Origin of the sequence: Georgenia satyanarayanai (assembly GCF_009193135.1) — a bacterium.
GTDB classification, from domain to species: Bacteria; Actinomycetota; Actinomycetes; order Actinomycetales; family Actinomycetaceae; genus Oceanitalea; species Oceanitalea satyanarayanai.
This window is the reverse complement of sequence record NZ_VUKC01000002.1, coordinates 308,721-324,800: the sequence shown is the minus strand read 5'-3', so window position 1 is coordinate 324,800 and position 16,080 is coordinate 308,721. Positions and strand designations below refer to the sequence as shown.

Annotated in this window: 16 protein-coding genes and 2 tRNA genes; 4 read left to right on the top strand and 14 right to left on the bottom strand. The window is 71.4% G+C overall.

Annotated features, from left to right (window positions below; translation table 11 throughout):
- Window position 1: 1 nt before the first annotated feature.
- Complete coding sequence (locus GD632_RS04100) at window positions 2–1,081, top strand: serine/threonine-protein kinase (RefSeq protein ID WP_152188991.1); 1,080 nt, start codon at window positions 2–4, stop codon at window positions 1,079–1,081.
- Between the two features lie 2 nt (window positions 1,082–1,083).
- The gene (pknB, locus tag GD632_RS04095; RefSeq protein WP_152188989.1) at window positions 1,084–2,961 is read left to right on the top strand and encodes a Stk1 family PASTA domain-containing Ser/Thr kinase; all 1,878 of its coding nucleotides are present in this window, start codon (window positions 1,084–1,086) and stop codon (window positions 2,959–2,961) included.
- Between the two features lie 103 nt (window positions 2,962–3,064).
- On the opposite strand, the gene GD632_RS04090 is transcribed toward pknB, so the two are convergent.
- The 4 genes from GD632_RS04090 to GD632_RS04080 are packed head-to-tail and all read right to left on the bottom strand — an operon-like array spanning window position 3,065 to window position 5,409.
- Window positions 3,065–3,685: an aminodeoxychorismate/anthranilate synthase component II gene (locus GD632_RS04090; RefSeq protein WP_152188987.1), complete on the bottom strand. Its 621-nt coding sequence runs from the start codon at window positions 3,683–3,685 to the stop codon at window positions 3,065–3,067.
- The gene (locus GD632_RS15895; protein WP_193311331.1) at window positions 3,682–3,846 is read right to left on the bottom strand and encodes a hypothetical protein; all 165 of its coding nucleotides are present in this window, start codon (window positions 3,844–3,846) and stop codon (window positions 3,682–3,684) included. Before GD632_RS15895 ends, GD632_RS04090 begins: the two co-directional genes overlap by 4 nt.
- Window positions 3,846–4,640 (bottom strand): class E sortase, encoded by a 795-nt coding sequence (locus GD632_RS04085; RefSeq protein ID WP_152188985.1) that lies wholly within the window; start codon window positions 4,638–4,640, stop codon window positions 3,846–3,848. The genes GD632_RS15895 and GD632_RS04085 overlap by 1 nt, the downstream gene beginning before the upstream one ends.
- A 43-nt stretch (window positions 4,641–4,683) precedes the next feature.
- Window positions 4,684–5,409, bottom strand: a complete 726-nt coding sequence (locus GD632_RS04080) for a DUF881 domain-containing protein (protein WP_226924536.1) — start codon at window positions 5,407–5,409, stop codon at window positions 4,684–4,686.
- A 146-nt stretch (window positions 5,410–5,555) separates the two neighbouring features.
- Between GD632_RS04080 and GD632_RS04075 the strand changes: the two genes are divergently transcribed.
- Window positions 5,556–5,804 carry a cell division protein CrgA gene (locus GD632_RS04075; protein ID WP_152188981.1) on the top strand — a complete coding sequence of 83 codons (249 nt, stop codon included), beginning with the start codon at window positions 5,556–5,558 and terminating at the stop codon, window positions 5,802–5,804.
- A gap of 164 nt (window positions 5,805–5,968) precedes the next feature.
- Here the strand turns inward: GD632_RS04075 and GD632_RS04070 are convergent, their stop codons facing one another.
- Together GD632_RS04070 and GD632_RS04065 are read right to left on the bottom strand one after the other, a co-directional pair.
- Window positions 5,969–6,814, bottom strand: coding sequence for a rhomboid family intramembrane serine protease (locus GD632_RS04070; RefSeq protein ID WP_152188978.1), 846 nt, complete (start codon window positions 6,812–6,814; stop codon window positions 5,969–5,971).
- A 4-nt stretch (window positions 6,815–6,818) separates the two neighbouring features.
- Entirely contained in the window at window positions 6,819–7,340 is a 522-nt protein-coding gene (locus tag GD632_RS04065; protein ID WP_152188976.1) for a peptidylprolyl isomerase, read from the bottom strand.
- Window positions 7,341–7,536: 196 nt separating this feature from the next.
- On the opposite strand from GD632_RS04065, the gene GD632_RS04060 reads away from it, so the two are divergent.
- The gene (locus GD632_RS04060) at window positions 7,537–8,271 is read left to right on the top strand and encodes a hypothetical protein (protein WP_152188973.1); all 735 of its coding nucleotides are present in this window, start codon (window positions 7,537–7,539) and stop codon (window positions 8,269–8,271) included.
- 50 nt (window positions 8,272–8,321) lie between these two features.
- On the opposite strand, the gene GD632_RS04055 is transcribed toward GD632_RS04060, so the two are convergent.
- The 8 genes from GD632_RS04055 to recF all read right to left on the bottom strand — a co-directional run bounded on the left by GD632_RS04055 (window position 8,322) and on the right by recF (window position 16,080).
- A tRNA-Ala gene (locus GD632_RS04055) sits at window positions 8,322–8,394 on the bottom strand.
- Window positions 8,395–8,435: 41 nt separating this feature from the next.
- Complete coding sequence (locus GD632_RS15890) at window positions 8,436–8,597, bottom strand: DLW-39 family protein (RefSeq protein ID WP_193311330.1); 162 nt, start codon at window positions 8,595–8,597, stop codon at window positions 8,436–8,438.
- Between the two features lie 29 nt (window positions 8,598–8,626).
- Window positions 8,627–8,700, bottom strand: a tRNA-Ile gene (locus tag GD632_RS04050).
- Window positions 8,701–8,803: 103 nt separating this feature from the next.
- Complete coding sequence (locus GD632_RS04045; RefSeq protein ID WP_226924532.1) at window positions 8,804–9,541, bottom strand: DUF3566 domain-containing protein; 738 nt, start codon at window positions 9,539–9,541, stop codon at window positions 8,804–8,806.
- On the bottom strand, window positions 9,538–12,027 hold the full coding sequence (gene gyrA / locus GD632_RS04040; protein WP_152189341.1) for a DNA gyrase subunit A: 2,490 nt from the start codon (window positions 12,025–12,027) through the stop codon (window positions 9,538–9,540). The genes GD632_RS04045 and gyrA overlap by 4 nt, the downstream gene beginning before the upstream one ends.
- Before the next feature lie 92 nt (window positions 12,028–12,119).
- Window positions 12,120–14,144 (bottom strand): DNA topoisomerase (ATP-hydrolyzing) subunit B, encoded by a 2,025-nt coding sequence (gene gyrB, locus GD632_RS04035; RefSeq protein ID WP_152189338.1) that lies wholly within the window; start codon window positions 14,142–14,144, stop codon window positions 12,120–12,122.
- A 231-nt stretch (window positions 14,145–14,375) separates the two neighbouring features.
- Complete coding sequence (locus tag GD632_RS04030; RefSeq protein ID WP_152188970.1) at window positions 14,376–14,927, bottom strand: DUF721 domain-containing protein; 552 nt, start codon at window positions 14,925–14,927, stop codon at window positions 14,376–14,378.
- Window positions 14,920–16,080, bottom strand: a complete 1,161-nt coding sequence (recF, locus tag GD632_RS04025) for a DNA replication/repair protein RecF (protein WP_152188968.1) — start codon at window positions 16,078–16,080, stop codon at window positions 14,920–14,922. The genes GD632_RS04030 and recF overlap by 8 nt, the downstream gene beginning before the upstream one ends.

The following is a 16,080-nucleotide window of genomic DNA, read 5'->3' as shown; positions in this document are numbered from 1 at the left end:
CATGGCGATCCGTCCCGGCCACCTCCTCCGTGAGCGCTACGAGCTCACCGAGCGCATCGCCGTCGGCGGCATGGGCGAGGTGTGGCTCGCCCGCGACCTCCTCCTCGGTCGCACCGTCGCCGCCAAGGTGCTGCGCGAGGACCTCCTCGGGGACGCCGCCTCCCTGGCGCGGCTGCGCGCCGAGGCGCGCAACGCGAGCGGGGTCGTCCACCCCAACGTCGCCGTGCTCCTCGACTACGGGGAGCAGGACGGCGGCGGCTTCCTCGTCATGGAGTACGTGCCCGGGGAGCCGCTGTCGGAGGTGCTCGAGCGGGACCGCCGCCTGTCCCCCGAGCGCCTGCTGCCCGTCCTCGCCCAGTGCGCCGAGGGCCTGCACGCCGCCCACCGGGCCGGCGTCGTCCACCGCGACGTCAAGCCCTCCAACATCCTCGTCACGGCCGACGGCACCGCCAAGCTCACCGACTTCGGCATCTCCCTGGGCACCGGCCAGGCCGCGCTCACCGCTGCCGGCATGGTCATGGGCACCGCCCAGTACCTGCCGCCCGAGCTCGCGATGGGCCGCCCCGCCCGGCCCGCCGGCGACGTCTACGCCCTCGGCGTCATCGCCTACGAGGCCCTCACCGGCCGGCGTCCGTTCACCGGCACCAACCAGGTCGACATCGCGATGGCGCACGTGACGACGCCGCTCCCGCCCCTGCCCGACGACGTGCCCGCGCCCGTCCGCGAGCTCGTCACCGCGATGCTCGCCAAGGACCCGGCCGAGCGCCCCGCCTCCGCCGCGGTCGTCGCCCGGCGCATGCGGGAGCTCGTCGCCGGCGCTGACGCCGCGCCCGGCCCCCGCGACCCCGACGACCCCGACGTCGCCACGCCCGCCCCCCGCCGGCGGCGCGAGCGACGGTGGCGCCGCCCCACGTGGTCCGAGCTGGCCGCCGACCGGGTCTGGCTCACCGTCGTCGGCGCCGGCCTGGCGCTTGCCGCGGTCCTCGCGCTGACCCTCGGTACCCTTGCCCTGGGCGGGGACCAGCCGGCGGGCGGCAGCCCGGAGTCCCGAGCCGATCGACTGACAGTGAGGAACCGCTAGTGGTGGACGAAGTACCCAAGGTGCTCGCCGGACGTTACGAGGTCCGCGAGCTCATCGGTCGCGGCGGCATGGCCGAGGTCTACCTCGGCTACGACAACCGGCTCTCGCGCACGGTCGCGATCAAGGTGCTCCGCTCCGACCTCGCTCGCGACCCCACCTTCCAGGCGCGCTTCCGGCGTGAGGCGCAGTCCGCCGCGTCGCTCAACCACCCCGCGATCGTGTCCGTCTACGACACCGGTGAGGACGACGTCGTCACCTCCGCGGGCGAGCGCGCCCACGTGCCGTACATCGTCATGGAGTACGTCGAGGGCCACACCGTCCGCTCGCTGCTCACCGACGGGTCCGCCGTCCCGATCGACGAGGCGAGCGAGATCGTCATCGGGGTGCTGTCCGCGCTGGCCTACTCGCACCGCGAGGGCATCGTCCACCGGGACATCAAGCCCGGGAACGTCATGCTCACGCCCACCGGCCAGGTCAAGGTCATGGACTTCGGCATCGCGCGTGCGATGGCCGACTCCGCGGCCACGATGACCCAGACCCACGCCGTCGTCGGCACGGCGCAGTACCTCTCCCCGGAGCAGGCGCGCGGGGAGGTCGTCGACGCCCGCTCGGACATCTACTCCACCGGCTGTCTCCTGTACGAGCTCCTCACCGGCCAGCCGCCCTTCAGCGGCGACTCCGCCGTCGCGGTCGCCTACCAGCACGTCCGGGAGATCCCCAAGCCGCCGAGCGAGGTGGCCTCCGACATCCCCGAGGCGCTGGACCGCATCGTCCTCAAGGCGTTGGCCAAGGACCGCGAGGACCGCTACCCGGACGCCGCCGCGATGCGCAGCGACCTCGAGGCCGCGCTCCGGGGTGGCGCCGTGACCGCGCCGGCCACGAGCACCTGGGCGGCCGCCGCGGCCGCGGCCAGCCAGCCCACCACCGTCATGGGGACCACCTCCACCGCCACGCAGGCGATGCCGGCCACCCGCACCGCCGTCGCGCCCGAGGAGGACGAGGAGGAGAACAAGCGCTCCCCGTGGTGGGTGTGGCTGCTCGTGCTCGTCGGCCTCGTCGCCGCGGCCGGGGTGATCTACCTGCTCCTCACGAACGACGACGCGGAGGAGCCCGCGGCGCCGGCCACCGTCACCGTGCCCGAGCTCGAGGGCATGGACCAGACCGAGGCCCGGCTGGCCGTGGAGGAGGAAGGGCTCACCTTTGCCATCGGCGACCCCGAGTTCTCCGCGGAGATCGAGGCCGGGCTCTTCGTCAGCTCCGACCCGGAGGTGGGCACGACGCTCGAGGAGGGCGAGACCGTCACCGTCAGCTTCTCCGCCGGCCCGGAGGCGGTGGAGATGCCCGACGTCACCGGCCTGAGCCAGCGCCAGGCACAGGACCAGCTCTCCGAGCAGGAGCTCGGGATCCGCGTCCGCATCACCTACGCCCCGATCGACAGCCCCGACTACGAGAAGGACCGCGTCGCGCGGACCGAGCCGGAGGCCGGCACGGCCATCGAGCCCGAGTCCGAGGTGGTCCTCCACATCGCCACCGGCAACGTCGAGGTCCCCGACCTCACCGGCGAGACGCTCGAGGCGGCCACCGAGGCCCTGCGCGAGCTCAACCTCTCCGTCAGCCAGGTCGAGCAGCCCTCCGGGGACGTCGAGCCGGGCACGGTCATCGGCCAGAACCGCACCGGCCCGGTGCCGCGCCTGAGCACGATCGAGCTCACCGTCGCCGTCGAGGTCCCCGAGCCCGAGCCGACGACTCCCGAGCCCACCCCGGAGGAGCCGACGAGTGACGAGGAGCCACCCCCGGAGGACGAGCCGAGCGACGAGGACACGTCCGCGGACGGCCCCGGCAACAGCAGCTTCGGCCGCAGCCAGGGCAACCGCCCGTAACCGACCGGCTCGAGTACGCACAGACGGTCACGCCGCGCCCCCCCAGGAGGGGGCCGGTGCGACCGTCTGTGCGTACTCGCCCCGGGTGGGTCGGGTGGGGCGCCTACGCGCGGACGAGGGGGGCCAGGCCCGCGCTGCGGGCGGGCGCCTCGGCGTCCCCGGTGACCGCCAGCCAGTTGGCCAGCAACCGGTGCCCGTGCTCGGTGAGCACCGACTCCGGGTGGAACTGCACGCCGTGGAGCGGCAGCTCACGGTGCTGCAGGCCCATGACGATGCCACCGGCCGTGGTCGCGGTGACGTCCAGCTCCTCGGGCACGGTCGCGGCGTCGACGGCGAGGGAGTGGTAGCGGGTGGCCGTGAAGGGGGTGGGGAGCCCGGCGAAGACGCCGGAGCCGTCGTGCTCCACCGGCGAGGTCTTGCCGTGCATGAGCTCGGCGGCGTGGGTGACCGTCCCGCCGTAGAGCTCCCCGAGGGCCTGGTGGCCCAGGCACACCCCGAGCATCGGCACCCGGTGCTCGGCGCAGCGCTCGATGACCTCGAGGCTGGCGCCGGCCTCCTTGGGCGTGCCGGGGCCCGGCGAGACGAGGACGCCGTCGAAGTCGCGCGGGTCCGCCGTCACGTCGTCGTTGCGCTGGACGACGGTGCTGGCCCCGAGCTGCTCGAGGTAGCCGACGATCGTCCACACGAAGCTGTCGTAGTTGTCCACGACGAGGAGCCGGGTCATGCGCCGTCCTCGATCGTCGTCTCGTTGAAGGGCATGTAGGGGGCGATCTCCGGGAAGAGCCAGGTGAAGCAGGCGTAGACGACCGCCGCCGCGAGGAGGAGCGCGAGGATGACCCGGAACCACACCGGTCCCGGCAGGATCCGCCACAGTGCGCCGTACATCAGCGTCCCTCCTCGAGCAGCTCGGCCGGCTTGCCGTCGCTCTTGTCGATCCAGTACTGGAACTCGCCGTAGGTGATCCACCGCTCGGCCGCGGAGAACAGCGGGTGGCAGGTGGTCAGGGTGATCATCCGCTCGGTCGGCGCCACGCCGGGCTCGTTCGGCACGGGCGCGATGACCTCCACCTGCGAGGGGTGGACGATCTCCGTCTCCGTCACCGCGTAGACGAGGTAGGCGTCGGCGGTCTCGACGATGAGGGAGTCACCGACGACGACCTGCTCGATCTCGCGGTACGGCGCCCCGTAGGACTGTCGGTGGGCCGCCGTCGCGAAGTTGCCGGTCTCGCCCGGCAGCTGGGTGTCGGGGTAGTGCCCGATGTAACCCCTGTTGAGGACGTCGCCCAGGCCGACGCCGTGAGCGATGGTGACGCGGTAGTCGTCGCCGAGCCGGGGGATGTACATCGTCCCGAGCAGCTCACCCTCCGCGACGGCGTCGGGGATCGGCGGCGGGTCGGTGCGCCGCTCACCTTCCTGGGCGGGAGCCTGGACGAGGTCCTCCCGCTGGTCCCACTCCTCGAGCACGCCTGCCTGGTAGCTGTGGGCCTCGACGTCGGTCCACCACAGCTGCCACACGACGAACAGTCCGAGGAGCACGCCGGCGGTGATCATGAGCTCGCCGACGACACCGACGAGCGTGGAGAAGAACCCCCGCTTCTGGCGGCGCGGCCGGGTGCGGCGCGGCGGCTCGTCGCCGTCCCGCTGCCAGGGCAGCTCCTCGAGCTGGTCGAGCGTGGCCATCAGGGGGTCCTTTGTCGGTCGGAGTGTCCAGGTCGAGGGTAGTTCACCCGGCCTGGGCGTGTTCCAGACGCAGCGAACCGGTGTAGGCGGGCATGTCGATCTCGTCGCTCTCCTCGAAGGCCCAGCCCAGCCCGACCGCGTCGACGTACTGACGGTAGACCGCGACGTCCGGGGAGGTGTCGACAGCCTCCCGCAGGGCCTGCGGGTCACCGATGGCGGAGATGCGGTAGGGCGGGGAGTAGTGCCGTCCGTGGAGGAGCAGGACGTTCCCGACGCAGCGCACCGACGACGTCGCGGTGATGCGCTGGTCCTGGATCATCATCGCCTCCGCCCCACCGGTCCACAGCGCGTTGATGACGGCCTCGAGGTCCTGCTGGTGGACGACGAGGTCGTCGGGGTGCAGGCCGCCGGCAGCGAGGTCGGGAGGGGCGGGTGCGTCCCACAGCTCGACGATGACGCCCGGCCCCGTCACCGGCGTGCGTCCCGCCGCGAGGGCGGTGAGATCGGCGCCCGTGTCGTCCGGCTCGACCTGCGGCTGCTGCGCGGCGACCAGCGCGTCGCGCTGCTTGCGCAGGGCGGCGACCTCGGCCTCGTTGTCCTCCAGGCGCGCCGTCTCGACCCGGGCGAGGTCGACGAGGTTGGTCGGGGACCGGTCCGCGTCGTCCTTGAGGAGGGTCGCGCTGGTCGCGAAGAGGAGGCCGGCGAGGGCCGCGACGACGCCGACGGCGACGGAGCCGCGGCGGCGGTCGGTGGACCTTGTCTCGGACATCCTCATCACCCCCTCAACGCGTTGGCCCCCACAGACGTTCCCGACCACTACGCTAGGGGAGGTGCCGCCGCCTCGGAAGGGCAGCGACGCCTCGTACAGAACCGAGGTACCGCCAGCCGGGCGGAACACCCGAAGGAGAGCTGACAGTGCCGGAGTCCAAGCGCCGCAAGAAGAAGGCGACGTACACGCCCCCGACCGAGCCCACCGCCGTCAAGGAGAGCCCCCGCTGGTGGGTGCCCACCGCCGTCGTCCTCATGGTGGTGGGGATGCTGTGGGTGGTGGTCACCTACATCGTGCAGGCCGCCGGTCCCATCCCGGGAATCGGGAACCTCAACCTCGGGGTCGGCTTCGTCGTCCTGCTCGTCGGGTTCCTCATGACCCTGCGCTGGCGCTGACGCCAGCCGCGACGAGGCGCCGGTTCCCCGCCCGGGGAGCCGGCGCTCGGTCGTCTCTGGGCGCGTCCGGTTGCCCACAGCTGTGGAGCATCCTGTGGAGAACTACACGGGTGTAAGTCCACAAGTGTGCACAAGCCTGTGGAGAACTACACCTGTGTAAGTCGCTACGTGATCGCGTACTTCGCGACGGCGAGGGCGACGACGACGGCGGCGACAAGGACCGTCGCGGCCACGCTCGTGGCGGTCTGCCGGCTGCGCGGCGCGTAGACGTACGCCGCCGCGAGCAGCGCACCGGTCACCAGCCCCCCGAGGTGGGCCTGCCACGCGATGTTGGGGATGGTGAACCCGATGACGGTGTTGATGACGATGAGGACAAGGATCTGCGTCGTGTCACGGCCCAGGCGGCGCAGCGCCAGCCCCACGGCACCGAAGAGGCCGAACACCGCTCCCGAGGCACCGACCACCGGGGTGATCCACTCGATCTCGTAGGGGGAGGCGAAGAGCAGCACCCCGACCGATCCCCCGACTGCACTGACGAGGTAGAGGGCCGCGAAGCGCCAGCGTCCCAGGGCCGGTTCGAGCACGGAGCCGACGATCCACAGGGCGTACATGTTGACGGCCAGGTGGAGGAAGCCACCGTGGAGGAACGCGGCGGACAGGAACCGGTAGGGCTCGCTCTCCCCGGCGAACGGTACGAAGACCAGCGGCACTCGCGCGTCGGCGGCCCGCAGCACGACGTACGCGAGGAGGCACAGCGCGATGATCGAGATCGTCACGACCGGGCGCCCCTCGCGGGCCCGCCCGCCGAAGACCGTCCGCCGGGTGGGCAGCGCGGCCTGGGCGCGCGCGACGCAGTCCACGCACTGCACCCCGACCGGCGCGGGCCGCTGGCACTCGGGGCAGACGGGACGGTTGCAGCGCTGGCACCTGACGTAGGAGGGGCGGTCAGGGTGCCGAGGACAGACCGGCGCCTCGGCGGCGCCGGTCTGCCCGTACGGACTCGCGGTCATCCGGTCAGTCGGTGACGGTGATCGAGGTGATGACGACGTCCTCGACGGGGCGGTCACCGCGTCCGGTGGGCGTCGTCCCGATCTGGTCGACCACCGCGCGGCTGGCGCCGTCGGCGACCCGACCGAAGATCGTGTGCTTGCCCTGGAGCCAGGTGGTCGGCGCCGTCGTGATGAAGAACTGGGAGCCGTTGGTGCCCCGGCCACCGATCTTGCCCGCGTTGGCCATGGCCAGGACGTAGGGCTGGGTGAAGTCGAGCTCTGGGTGGATCTCGTCGTCGAAGGTGTAGCCCGGGCCACCGGTGCCGGTGCCCAGCGGGTCACCGCCCTGGATCATGAAATTCGGGATGACGCGGTGGAAGACGACGCCGTTGTACAGCGGCTCGTTCGTCTCCTCGCCCGTCGCCGGGTGGGTCCAGGTCCGCTCGCCCTTGGCGAGGGAGACGAAGTTGTCGACGGTCTTGGGGGCGTGGTTGGGGAACAGCTCGATGACGATGTCGCCGAGGTTCGTGTGCACAGTTGCTTCCATGGCACCGATCCTTTCACGCTCGACTCGGTGTGCGCAGGTGCGGCCCGTGCCCTCGGCGCGCGGACGTGGCAGGGTGGGGGCAGGACGGGGTCGCCGACGCGCCGCACGGCGAGAAGTCGGCCCTCGGAATGGTGCGCTCGTCTGCCCGCGGTGGGACGATGAGCCACAACTACCTGTCAGTCACGAGGGAGAGCACATGTCGCGCAAGCAGAAGATCCGCGAGGTCGACACGGACAAGGTCCGCCAGCAGGCCGTCGAGCTCGGGCACGTCCTCGGTGAGCAGGCCGGCAAGGCCGGCGAGCTGGCCGCTTCCCTCGCCGGCCACGGCAAGGTCTGGGCCACCGACGTCGCGGCCCCCAAGATCGACAAGGCGCTGCGTGACGGCGTCAAGGTCGCGGCTCCCAAGATCGAGGCGGCGGCCGAGAAGGCCCGTCCGGTTGTCGACACCACCCGCGACAGGATCGTGGACGACTACCTGCCCCGCGTGCAGAAGGCGATGCACGACGCCGCCGAGGCGGCCGGTGGCAAGGGCACCGTGACGGAGAAGGCCACCAAGGCCGGCAAGGCCGCCCAGAAGGCCATCACCACCAAGCCCAAGAAGAAGAGCGCCGGCAAGAAGGTGGGCTGGATCCTCGTCGGGACCGCCGCCGCCGGCACCGGCTACCTGCTGTGGCGCCGGACGCAGCCCGTGGACGACCCGTGGGCCGAGGAGTACTGGGAGGACACCACCGTGACGACACCGAACGACGACGCCTCGAGCGGCGGTCAGGTCACCGCCGTCCCCAACGCCCTCGACGACGGCGAGCCCGCGGGTGACGCCGCCACCGTGGCCGAGGAGACCGAGACGTCCGCCGGTGCGGTCAACACCGAGACGACGCCCATCGATGCCGGTCGCGGCGAGACGGACGTGGACACCACGCGGAACGCCTGAGACACGCACGAAGGCCCGGGACCCTCTGGTCCCGGGCCTTCGTCATGCGGTGGAGCCAGCGGGACTCGAACCCGCAACCCCCTGCTTGCAAAGCAGGTGCGCTACCAATTGCGCCATGGCCCCGTCACGCCGGCGCGGGGCCGGCAGGGGAATGCTACCCGCGCTCAGGCCTTGGCGGGGTCCGCGGGAGCGTCGGGGAAGGTGTTCCCGCCGAAGCTGTCGGTGACCTCGGCCCAGAGCTCGCGCTCCTCGCGGTCGGCCTTGACCTTCGACCAGACGGCGTAGCCGGCGCCTGCCAGCGCGGCCAGTCCGAGGATCTTCTTCATGCGGGTCTCCTCCTCGGGTGATGATCGGGTGGGCCTAGCTGGACTCGAACCAGCGACCTCTTCCTTATCAGGGAAGCGCTCTAACCGTCTGAGCTATAGGCCCGGTGCACCGCGGCGTGGCCGGGGGGTGCCGCAGCAGACTACCCCAGCGCGCTGGCCGTTCCCAAACCCGTGAGGGTCCTCGACGGCGTCGCGTACGCCACAGTTCAGTCGTCGGTCAGCGTCAGGTGCACACCACCGACGAGCGCGGCGACGATGTTGTAGAGGAACGCTCCGAGAGTCGACAGCGCCGTGAGCAGAAGGACATCGACGACGGCGATGATGGCCGCCATCGAGATGACCCGGTCGAACTGCACGTAGTCCATGAGCCGGAGGAAGTTCTCCGAGTCGAGCGTGACGAGCAGCTCCTCGACGTCGGCGAAGACGTGCATGGAGTCGAGGACGAACCACATCGCGGCGGCGGCGACGACGATCCCGATACCGACGGCGATCGACAGGAGGAACGACAGCTTCATCACCGACCACGGGTCCACCCGCGCGACCGACAGGCGCACGCGGCGGGGCCCGGACGCGGGGCGCGCCGCGGGACGCGGCTCGCCCGTCGCGGCCGACGTCTCGCCCCGCGCAGGCTGGGCCGCCGGCTGGGGGGCGGTGGCCGGGCCGGAGGTGCTCGTGGCCGTGGCGCCGTAGCGCGGGGCCGCGGCCGAGCCGCCGGCGACCCCGGAGGACCCGGGGCGGACCTGGCTGGTGGCGGTCTGGCTCACCGGCGCGGTGTCGTCGGGGCGCGGCACGACGGGGTGCTCCTCCACGCCGCGCGCGGCAGCGAAGCGCTCGGCGAGGCTGGTCCGCATTGCGGCACGGTCCTGCTGGGCCGGCCGGGGCGACTCACCCTCCGGCGGTGTCACGTCCCCCGCGCCGCCCTGACCGGGCGTGGTGCTGCTCATGCGTCTCCTCCATCGTCGCCCTCGGCGGGCTCCTCGGTCTCGTCAGGGGACGACGCTACGCCATCAGCGTCGCGCTCGGCGTTGCGGGCGACGGCGATGATCCGGTCGCCCTTGTCAGGCTTGGCGAAGATGACGCCCTGCGTGTTCCGGCCGGTGAGGCTGACCTCGGCCACCGCGGACCGCACGATCTTGCCGCGCTCCATGATGACGAGCACCTCGGCCTCCGGACTGGTGAGGAGCGCGCTGACGAGGTCACCGCGCGCCTCGACGAGGTTGGCCACCTTGACGCCCAGCCCGCCGCGGCCCTGGACGCGGTACTCCTCGACGGCGGTGCGCTTGGCGTACCCACCCTCGGTGACGACGAACAGGGCCGCGTTCTCGTACCAGGGACGCACGACGTCCATCGCGAGCAGCTCGTCGTCCTCGCGGAACTTCATGCCGGTGACGCCGGAGGTCGAGCGACCCATGGGACGCAGCGCCTCGTCGGTCGCGGTGAAGCGGATCGACTGGCCCTTGCGGGAGACGAGGAGGAGGTCGTCCTCGCTGTTGACGAGCTGCGCCGAGACGAGCCGGTCACGCTCGCCGTCGCCGTCCTCGCGGAGGTTGATCGCGATGATGCCGCCGGTGCGGTTGGTGTCGTACTCCTGCAGGCGGGTCTTCTTCACCAGGCCCGAGCGGGTGGCGAGGACGAGGTAGTCGGCGTCCTCGTAGCTGCGCAGCGCCACGACCTGCGCGATGCGCTCGTCGGGCTGGAAGGCGAGGAGGTTGGCCACGTGCTGGCCCTTGGAGTCTCGCCCGCCCTCGGGCAGCTCGTAGCCCTTCGCGCGGTAGACGCGGCCCATGTTGGTGAAGAACAGGAGCCACTGGTGGGTGGTGGTGACGAAGAAGTGCTCGACGATGTCGTCCTCGCGCAGCTGCGCGCCGCGCACGCCCTTGCCGCCGCGGCGCTGGGAGCGGTAGCTGTCCGTCCGTGTGCGCTTGGCGTACCCGCCCCGGGTGATCGTGACGACCACGTCCTCCTCGGGGATGAGGTCCTCCATCGACATGTCGCCCTCGTAGGGCACGACCGTCGTGCGGCGCTCGTCGCCGTACTTGGCGACGATGGAGCCGAGCTCCTCGGCGACGATGGTCCGCTGGCGCTGCGGGGAGGCGAGGATGTCCTTGTACTCCCGGATCTCCGCCTCGATCTTGTCGTGCTCGTCGATGATCTTCTGACGCTCGAGGGCCGCGAGGCGGCGCAGCTGCATCGCGAGGATCGCGTCGGCCTGGACCTCGTCGATGTCGAGGAGGTCCATGAGGCCCACGCGCGCGGCGTCCCCGCTCTCGGAGGCACGGATGAGCGCGATGACCTCGTCGAGCATGTCGAGGGCCTTGAGCTGGCCGCGCAGGATGTGGATGCGCTCCTCGGCCCGGTTGAGGAGGAAGCGCGTGCGACGGACGACGACGTCGATCTGGTGGGTCACCCAGTGGCGGATGAAGGCGTCGAGGCTGAGCGTGCGGGGCACGCCGTCGACGAGGGCGAGCATGTTCGCCGGGAAGTTGTCCTGCAGCTGGGTGTGCTTGTAGAGGTTGTTGAGGACGACCTTGGCGACGGCGTCACGCTTGAGCACGATGACCAGACGCTGGCCGGCGCGGCCGGAGGACTCGTCACGCATGTCGGCGATGCCCTGGAGACGCCCGTCGTGGACGAGCGAGGCAATCTTCGTGACGAGGTTGTCGGGGTTGACCTGGTAGGGCAGTTCGGTGACCACGAGGCACTGACGGCCCTGGATCTCCTCGACGTTGACGACGGCGCGCTGGGTGATGGACCCGCGGCCGGTGCGGTAGGCGTCCTCGATGCCGCGGCGCCCGAGGATCGTCGCGCCGGTGGGGAAGTCGGGGCCCTTGATGCGCTCGAGAAGCGCCTCGAGCAGCTCCTCCTTGGTCGCGTCCGGGTTCTCGAGGAACCACTGGACGCCGGAGGCGACCTCGCGCAGGTTGTGGGGCGGGATGCGGGTGGCCATGCCGACGGCGATGCCCTCGGAGCCGTTGACCAGGAGGTTGGGGAACCGGGCCGGCAGGACGTCCGGCTCCTGGTTCTTCCCGTCGTAGTTGTCGTGGAAGTCGACGGTGGCGTGGTCGATGTCGCGGACCATCTCCATGGCCAGCGGCGCCATCTTGCATTCGGTGTACCGGGGGGCTGCCGCGCCGAGGTTGCCCGCGGAGCCGAAGTTGCCCTGCCCGGCGATGAGCGGGTAGCGCATCGACCACGGCTGCACGAGGCGGACGAGGGCGTCGTAGATCGAGGTGTCACCGTGGGGGTGGTACTGACCCATGACCTCGCCGACGACGCGCGAGCACTTGTTGAACGACGCGTCGGGACGGTACCCGCCGTCGTACATCGCATAGAGCACACGGCGGTGGACCGGCTTGAGCCCGTCGCGGACGTCGGGCAGCGCACGGCCGACGATGACGCTCATCGCGTAGTCGAGGTACGAGCGCTGCATCTCGAGCTTGAGGTCGACCTGCTCGACGTGGTCGGTGGGGGGCTGGGTCACTTCGTCCTTCTATCCTTCGGCAGGCAGGCAGGCAGGGCGGTCTAGATGTCCAGGAAGCGCACGTCGTGCGCGTTGCGCTGGATGAACTCACGACGGGACTCGACGTCCTCGCCCATGAGCACGGAGAAGACCTCGTCCGCGGCCGCGGCCTCTCCCACCGTGACCTGCCGCAACGTGCGGGTGTCGGGGTCCATCGTCGTGTCCCACAGCTCCTGCTCGTTCATCTCGCCCAGACCCTTGTAGCGCTGGATCCCGCTGTCCTTGGGCAGTCGCTTGCCGGCGGCAGCGCCCTCGGCGAGGAGCGCGTCCTTCTCGCGGTCGGTGTACACGTACTCGTGCGCCGCGTTCGACCACTTGAGCCGGTACAGCGGCGGCTGGGCGAGGTAGACGTGCCCGCCCTCGATGAGGGGGCGCATGTACCGGAACAGCATGGTGAGGAGCAGCGTGGTGATGTGCTGGCCGTCGACGTCGGCGTCGGCCATGAGCACGATCTTGTGGTAGCGCAGCTTGGCGATGTCGAAGTCCTCACCGATGCCCGTCCCGAAGGCGGTGATGAGCGCCTGGATCTCCTGGTTGCCCAGGGCACGGTCGAGGCGCGCCTTCTCGACGTTGAGGATCTTTCCGCGCAGCGGGAGGATCGCCTGGTGCTCGGGGTCGCGGCCCTGGACCGCCGACCCGCCGGCCGAGTCGCCCTCGACGATGAAGATCTCGGACTTCGAGGCGTCGCGGCTGGAGCAGTCCTTGAGCTTGCCGGGCATCGACGCCGACTCGAGGGCACCCTTGCGGCGCGTCGCCTCCCGGGCCTTGCGGGCGGCCATGCGGGCCGCCGCGGCCTGCAGGGCCTTGCGGATGACGTCCTTGGCCTCGTTCGGGTGGGCGTCGAGCCAGTCACCGAGGTGGCTGTAGACGACCTGCTGGACGAAGGTCCGCGCCTCGGTGTTGCCGAGCTTGGTCTTCGTCTGCCCCTCGAACTGCGGCTCGCCGAGCTTGATCGAGATGACGGCCGTCAGTCCCTCACGGATGTCGTCACCGGTGAGGTTGTCGTCCTTGTCCTTGAGGATGCCCTTGTCCTTGGCGTACCGGTTGATGAGTGAGGTCAACGCGGAGCGGAAGCCCTCCTCGTGGGTGCCGCCCTCGGAGGTGTTGATCGTGTTCGCGTAGGTGTGGACGGACTCGGAGTAGGCGCTGGTCCACTGCATGGCGATCTCCAGGGAGATCTGCCGGTCGGTGTCCTCGGACTCGATGTCGATGATCTCGGGGTTGACGAGCTCGACCTTCTTCGCCGAGTTGAGGTGCGCGACGTAGTCACGCAGCCCGTTCTCGTAGCGGTAGCTCACCTCGCGACGGCCGGGGTGGGCGTCGTCGGCGGTGCCCTCGTCGTCTCCGGTGACCTCGTCACCGGCGTCGGTGACGCCGGCACGCTCGTCGGTCAGGGTGATGCGCAGGCCCTTGTTGAGGAACGCCATCTGCTGGAAGCGGGCGCGCAGCGTCTCGAAGTCGAAATCGGTGGTCTCGAAGATGTCCCCGTTGGGCCAGAACGTCACCGTGGTGCCGGTGCGCTCGGTGCTGCCCACGCGGGCGAGCGGCGCGGTGGGGACGCCGTCCTGGTAGCTCTGGCGCCAGATGTCCCCGGCCCGGTGCACCTCGACGTGCAGCCGCGTGGACAGGGCGTTGACGACGGACACGCCGACGCCGTGCAGGCCGCCGGAGACGGCGTAGCCGCCGCCGCCGAACTTGCCGCCGGCGTGCAGGACGGTGAGGACGACCTCGACGGCGGGCTTGCCCTCGGACTCGACGATGTCGACGGGGATGCCGCGACCGTCGTCGACGACGCGTACACCGCCGTCGGGCAGGATCGTCACGTCGATGGTCGTCGCGTGCCCGGCGAGGGCCTCGTCCACGGAGTTGTCGACGACCTCGTAGACGAGGTGGTGCAGGCCGCGCTCACCGGTGGAGCCGATGTACATGCCCGGCCGCTTGCGGACGGCCTCCAGGCCCTCGAGAACCGTGATGTTCGTTGCGTCGTAGCCGGCGTCCTGCTGGCTCGTCCCGGGGCTCGGGGGCATCTCGTCAGCCACTGTCTGGGGCTCTCCTCGTCATTCGTCGCGGCGCAGCACCGCACCGTCGCCTGGTTCGGGACGGTGCTCCTGGCACCACTACTGCCCGGGGGTGCGACTCCAGCCGACACCCCGCGGGCGGGGTCACCCGATTCTACTGCGTGGGCGCCCGAATCACCGCATATCCACAAGTTCATCCACAAGTGTGACGTGTCCCCCGTGGGCGGCCGGTGGGCCCGCTCAGCCGTAGGTGTCGCGCGGTCCGCGGCCACGGACCGACCGTGGTCCGCGGGTCCAGCTCGGCCCGCCCGGCCCCCGGATGACGATCTTCTCGACGACGTCCTCCCCGACCTCCTCGGCGAGGCGGCGCTCGAGCTGCGGCTGGAGGAGGCGCAGCTGGGTGGCCCACGTGGTCGAGTCGGCGCGGACGACGAGCACGGCTTCGTCGAAGGTCTCCACGACACAGTGGTCGGCGAGCTGGTCACCGACGATCTCGCGCCAGCGCCCGACGACGCCGCCCATGCTCACCGGGGCGCTCCACCCGCGTTCGGTGAGGATCTTGTCGACGATGGGGCCCAGCATCTGCGGGTCGCGGCGGGAGGGGCCCGCGCCGCTGCCGACGTCACCGAGCCCGGGCCCCGGCCGGAAGCGCCGCTTGCCGGGGACCGGCCGTCCCGGCGCGCTGCGGCGCAGGCCCTTCGCCGCGGCCGCGGCCCGGGCCCGCGCCAGGGCCTGGCTGGCAGCCGACGACGTCGTCTCCTCCTCCGGCTCGGGAGGCTGTTCGTCACTCACGGGTGACCTCGCCCCTCGCGACGGTGAAGCGCGCACCGCGCAGGGACTCGGGGACGTCCTCGGCGACGGCCGCGGTGATGAGGACCTGCTCGGCCCCGCCCACCATGGTGGCCAGCCGCTCGCGGCGGCGGACGTCAAGCTCGGCGAACACGTCGTCGAGGATGAGGACCGGCCCGCCGTCGTCGTCGTCAGAGAGCACCTCGAAGGAGGCGAGCCGCAGTGCCAGGGCGTAGGACCACGACTCCCCGTGGCTCGCGTAGCCCTTCGCGGGCAGCCCGCCGAGGGTGAGGACGAGGTCGTCGCGGTGCGGGCCGACGAGGCTCACCCCCCGGTCGAGCTCCTTGCTCCGGACGCGGGCCATCGCCTCGACGAGCCGCTCCTCGAGGGCGGCCACGTCGGTGAGCGCCCGCTCCTCCTCGAGGGTCGTCTCGCCCTCGCCGTCGAGGGCGAGGAGGGCCGACCGGTAACCGAGGTGGGCCTCCCCCTGCCCGCCACTGACCTGCTCGTACGCCTGCGCGGTCCGCGGACGCAGCCGGTGGAGGAGGTCGATGCGCGCGGCGGTGATCTCCGCGCCGGCGGCTGCGAGGTGGCGGTCCCACACGTCCAGGGTGGACAGCTCGGGGCTGGTGCCGCGGCGGCGTGCTGCGCCGGCGGTCTTGAGGAGGGCGCCGCGCTGGCGCAGGATCTTGTCGTACTCGCTGCGCACCCCCGCCAGGCGGGGGGTGAGGAGCACGAGGAGGTCGTCGAGGAAGCGGCGGCGGACCTGGGGGTCGCCCTTGACGAGCTCGAGGTCCTCGGGCGCGAACACCACGCTGCGCACGATGCCGAGGACGTCGCGGGTGCGGCTGACGGCGGCACGGTTGAGCCGGGCCCGGTTGGCCTTGCCGGCGACGATCTCGAGCTCGACGAGGGTCTCGCGCCCCCCGCGGACCGCCTTGGCGCGGACGACGGCGCCGCCGGTGCCGTGCCTGACCAGGGCGGCGTCGGAGGCCACCCGGTGGCTGGAGAACGTGCCGAGGTACGCGACGGCCTCGACGATGTTCGTCTTGCCCTGGCCGTTGTGCCCGACGAACGCCGTGACGCCGGGGTCCAGCGCGAGGACCAGCTCGGTGTAGGAGCGGAAGTCGTGCAGGGAGAGGTTGGAGACGTACAT

Coding starts and splice junctions, on each gene's coding strand:
- GD632_RS04100 (WP_152188991.1), top strand. CDS start 2: ATGGCGATCCGTCCCGGCCACCTCCTCCGTGAGCGCTACGAGCTCACC.
- GD632_RS04045 (WP_226924532.1), bottom strand. CDS start 9,541: ATGAGCAGCACCACGCCCGGTCAGGGCGGCGCGGGGGACGTGACACCG.
- GD632_RS15890 (WP_193311330.1), bottom strand. CDS start 8,597: ATGAAGAAGATCCTCGGACTGGCCGCGCTGGCAGGCGCCGGCTACGCC.
- gyrA (WP_152189341.1), bottom strand. CDS start 12,027: ATGCAGCGCTCGTACCTCGACTACGCGATGAGCGTCATCGTCGGCCGT.
- GD632_RS04080 (WP_226924536.1), bottom strand. CDS start 5,409: ATGTCCGAGACAAGGTCCACCGACCGCCGCCGCGGCTCCGTCGCCGTC.
- GD632_RS04060 (WP_152188973.1), top strand. CDS start 7,537: ATGTCGCGCAAGCAGAAGATCCGCGAGGTCGACACGGACAAGGTCCGC.
- GD632_RS15895 (WP_193311331.1), bottom strand. CDS start 3,846: ATGTACGGCGCACTGTGGCGGATCCTGCCGGGACCGGTGTGGTTCCGG.
- GD632_RS04090 (WP_152188987.1), bottom strand. CDS start 3,685: ATGACCCGGCTCCTCGTCGTGGACAACTACGACAGCTTCGTGTGGACG.
- GD632_RS04085 (WP_152188985.1), bottom strand. CDS start 4,640: ATGGCCACGCTCGACCAGCTCGAGGAGCTGCCCTGGCAGCGGGACGGC.
- GD632_RS04065 (WP_152188976.1), bottom strand. CDS start 7,340: ATGGAAGCAACTGTGCACACGAACCTCGGCGACATCGTCATCGAGCTG.
- recF (WP_152188968.1), bottom strand. CDS start 16,080: ATGTACGTCTCCAACCTCTCCCTGCACGACTTCCGCTCCTACACCGAG.
- gyrB (WP_152189338.1), bottom strand. CDS start 14,144: ATGCCCCCGAGCCCCGGGACGAGCCAGCAGGACGCCGGCTACGACGCA.
- GD632_RS04070 (WP_152188978.1), bottom strand. CDS start 6,814: ATGACCGCGAGTCCGTACGGGCAGACCGGCGCCGCCGAGGCGCCGGTC.